The sequence below is a fragment of the Pseudomonas sp. AGC41 genome, assembly GCF_057334555.1.
This window is the reverse complement of the sequence record NZ_JBHFJB010000112.1, coordinates 3,972-5,967: the sequence shown is the minus strand read 5'-3', so window position 1 is coordinate 5,967 and position 1,996 is coordinate 3,972. Positions and strand designations below refer to the sequence as shown.

2 protein-coding genes are annotated in these 1,996 nt (G+C 64.7%); both read right to left on the bottom strand.

Annotated elements, in window-relative coordinates; genetic code table 11:
* Nucleotides 1–37: 37 nt before the first annotated feature.
* A complete protein-coding gene (locus ACE04F_RS18640) occupies nucleotides 38–967 on the bottom strand; it encodes an NAD-dependent epimerase/dehydratase family protein (RefSeq protein WP_486108977.1) in 930 nt (309 codons plus the stop codon).
* Nucleotides 960–1,844 (bottom strand): sugar nucleotide-binding protein, encoded by an 885-nt coding sequence (locus ACE04F_RS18635; RefSeq protein WP_486108975.1) that lies wholly within the window; start codon nucleotides 1,842–1,844, stop codon nucleotides 960–962. Before ACE04F_RS18635 ends, ACE04F_RS18640 begins: the two co-directional genes overlap by 8 nt.
* Between the last annotated feature and the right edge of the window lie 152 nt (nucleotides 1,845–1,996).

Sequence of the window (1,996 nt, the reverse complement as noted above, 5' to 3'; positions counted from 1 at the left end):
CCCCCCCCCCTCCCACAGTTTTTTGGCTGGTGAAAACTCAGCGCCCGAGCAACCGCGCCAAGCCCACGCTCATCGGCGTTTGCGCCGGCAAGTCGAAGCGCTCCAACAACCGCCGGTTATCCGCCCGCGAATGGCGGATGTCGCCGGAGCGCGCCGGGCCGTAGCTGATCGCGGGCAAATTCCCGACCACATCGGCCAGGGCCTGGAGCATCTGCTTGAGCGTGGTGGCCTGGTTCCAGCCGACATTCACCGCGCCCGCTTGCACTTCAGGTTTCTCGATAGCCTGCACCAGCACCTGCACCAGGTCTTCCACATAGACGAAATCCCGGGTCTGCTCGCCGTCGCCGAATACGCTGATCGGCAAGCCTTTCTGGGCCCGCTCGCTGAAAATGCTGATCACTCCCGAGTACGGCGAGGACGGATCCTGGCGTGGGCCGTAGATGTTGAAGAAGCGGAACACCACCGGCTCGAGGTCGTGTTGGCGCCGGTAGAAGTCGAGGTAGAACTCGCTCGCCAGCTTGTCCGAAGCGTAAGGCGTAAGCGGCGCCTTGGAGGTGTCTTCGCCGATGGCCTGGCCTTCGCCATTGTTGCCATAGACCGCCGCGCTGGAAGCGAACAGCACCCGTTTCACGCCCGCCTGGCGCATGGCCTCGCAGACGTTCAGGGTGCCGATGAAATTGCTCTGGTGGGTGCGCACCGGGTCGTCCACCGAGGCTTGCACCGAAGCCACCGCGGCCAGGTGCGCCACCGCGCTGCACCCGGCCATGGCGCGGGCGACCAGCGGCGCATCGGCGACGTCGCCCTCGATCAGTTCGACTGCCGGGTTGTCCAGCGGCAGGTTGCTGCGTTTGCCGGTGGACAAGTCATCGAGAATGCGCACCGAATGGCCGTTGGCGAGTAACGCGTCGGTCAAGTGCGAACCGATGAAACCGGCGCCGCCGGTGATTAAAACAGGGCCTTTAGCCATGGCGATAAAACCTATCCAGTAAGCCTGGGAGTGCGGCGCGCCAGGCGCGTGGCTTGATCCCGAAAGTGTGCAGAATTTTCTTGCAGGCCAGCACCGCGTGCTGCGGTTCTTCGGCGGCGTCCGGCCGCGCGGCGTGGGCCTGGGGCGTGGGCGCCTCGATGGCCAGCGGGTGCAGGGCGCGGGCTTCGGTAAGAATGGCCTGGCCCAGCGCCAGCGGCGTCGTCGCCTCGTGTCCGGCGTAATGGTACGTGCCCCACAGCGGCGCCGCGCAATCGAGTTGCTTGAGCACCGAAATGATCACCCGCGCCGCATCGTCAACCGGAGTCGGATTACCCCGGCGGTCGTCGGCCAGCAGCAACTCTTCGGGCTGCTCGGCCCGGGCCAGGAAGCGTCCGAGGATGCCATCGGCGCTGTCGTCCAGCAGCCAGCCAAAACGCAGCAACACATGTTGCGGACAGGTGGCGCGCACGCTTTGCTCGATACGCCACAGCGCCTGGCCACGCAAGCCGAGGGGCACCGGTTCGTCTTTTTCGCTATAGGCGGTGGCGCGCGAACCATCGAACACGCGGTAGCTCGACGGTTGCACCAGGACGATGTTGTGATGCTGGCACAGTTCGGCCAGGCGCTCGACCGCCCGCTCCTGACTCGCCAGGCGCTGCTCACTGACGGTCTCGGCCTGGAACCAGTCGAAGTAGTACGCCAGGTTGATCAAGGCGTCTGGCCGGGTGTCGTCGAGCAACTGCGTCAGGCTCGCGGCATCCCAGCCATCTTCGGGGGGGCGGGGGGCAAGAAAACCGATGTCTTCTTCTGCACCGAGGCGAATCAGCGCCTGCCCAAGGGCATTTCCGCCGCCCAGTAACATAAGGCGCATTCGCATAAAGTCAGCAGGCCCAGTCTGTTGGCACAAGAATTTTGGTCGACAACGCCCGTGGGCGTGGTCGGAATCGTTGCATTTTGCGGGTTTAGTGCGCAACCGTCATCCGTAATGTGCAGATCGTGGGTCTGGTCGGCTTCAAGGGCCCCTTCGCC

Bases quoted from the DNA above. Each gene is read 5' to 3' on its own strand.
- ACE04F_RS18640 (WP_486108977.1), bottom strand. From the start codon at position 967: ATGGCTAAAGGCCCTGTTTTAATCACCGGCGGCGCCGGTTTCATCGGT.
- ACE04F_RS18635 (WP_486108975.1), bottom strand. From the start codon at position 1,844: ATGCGAATGCGCCTTATGTTACTGGGCGGCGGAAATGCCCTTGGGCAG.